The following is a 1,388-nucleotide window of genomic DNA, read 5'->3' as shown; positions in this document are numbered from 1 at the left end:
TATGAAATTTTGTCCGGCGGTGTCCTACTCTCCCACACCGTCCCCGGTGCAGTACCATCGGCGCTGGAAGGCTTAACTTCCGGGTTCGGAATGTAACCGGGTGTTTCCCTACCGCTATGACCGCCGTAACCCCTCGAAACACACCAACCAAGCCGGAAAAGGCCGGTTCGCTGTCTCTGAGTCACACAGTGGACGCGAGCAAAACGCTTTGTGGTCAAGTCCTCGGCCTATTAGTACCGGTCAGCTCCACACCTTACGATGCTTCCACCTCCGGCCTATCAACCCAGTAGTCCACTGGGAGCCTTACCCCCACAACAGGGTGGGAGACCTCATCTCAAGGCAGGCTTCCCGCTTAGATGCTTTCAGCGGTTATCCCTCCCGAACGTAGCCAACCAGCCGTGCTCTTGGCAGAACAACTGGCACACCAGAGGTTCGTCCGTCCCGGTCCTCTCGTACTAGGGACAGCCCCTTTCAAGTCTCCTACGCGCGCAGCGGATAGGGACCGAACTGTCTCGCGACGTTCTAAACCCAGCTCGCGTACCGCTTTAATGGGCGAACAGCCCAACCCTTGGGACCTACTCCAGCCCCAGGATGCGACGAGCCGACATCGAGGTGCCAAACCATCCCGTCGATATGGACTCTTGGGGAAGATCAGCCTGTTATCCCCGGGGTACCTTTTAGCCGTTGAGCGACGGCGCTTCCACATGCCACCGCCGGATCACTAGTCCCAGCTTTCGCTCCTGCTCGACCTGTCGGTCTCACAGTCAAGCCCCCTTGTGCACTTACACTCACCACCTGATTGCCAACCAGGCTGAGGGAACCTTTGGGCGCCTCCGTTACCCTTTAGGAGGCAACCGCCCCAGTTAAACTACCCACCAGACACTGTCCCCCACCCGGATACACGGGCGCGGGTTAGACATCCAAAACGACCAGAGTGGTATTTCACCAATGACTCCACCAGAACTAGCGTCCCAGCTTCACCGTCTCCCACCTATCCTACACAAGCCGTCCCAAACACCAATGTCAAGCTGTAGTGAAGGTCCCGGGGTCTTTCCGTCCTGCTGCGCGTAACGAGCATCTTTACTCGTAGTGCAATTTCGCCGGGTCTGTGGTTGAGACAGCGGGGAAGTCGTTACGCCATTCGTGCAGGTCGGAACTTACCCGACAAGGAATTTCGCTACCTTAGGATGGTTATAGTTACCACCGCCGTTTACCGGCGCTTAAGTTCTCACCTTCGCAAAGCCCGAAGACTTCACTAAGCGGTCCCCTTAACGTTCCGGCACCGGGCAGGCGTCAGTCCGTATACATCGTCTTACGACTTCGCACGGACCTGTGTTTTTAGTAAACAGTCGCTTCCCCCTGGCCACTGCGACCCCCACCAGCTCCGG

General features: G+C 57.5%; 2 rRNA genes (1 of these 2 running past the window's edge). Both read right to left on the bottom strand.

The annotated features are described in order from the left end of the window. Positions 1-11: 11 nt before the first annotated feature. Positions 12-128, bottom strand: a 5S ribosomal RNA gene (gene rrf / locus ACZ6QO_RS37790). An 82-nt stretch (positions 129-210) separates the two neighbouring features. After that, positions 211-1,388: ribosomal RNA gene (locus tag ACZ6QO_RS37785) — 23S ribosomal RNA — on the bottom strand; it runs 2,018 nt beyond the window's last position.

This window comes from Sphaerisporangium sp. NPDC049457, from assembly GCF_055586705.1.
This window is presented reverse-complemented; position numbering and strand designations above follow the sequence as displayed.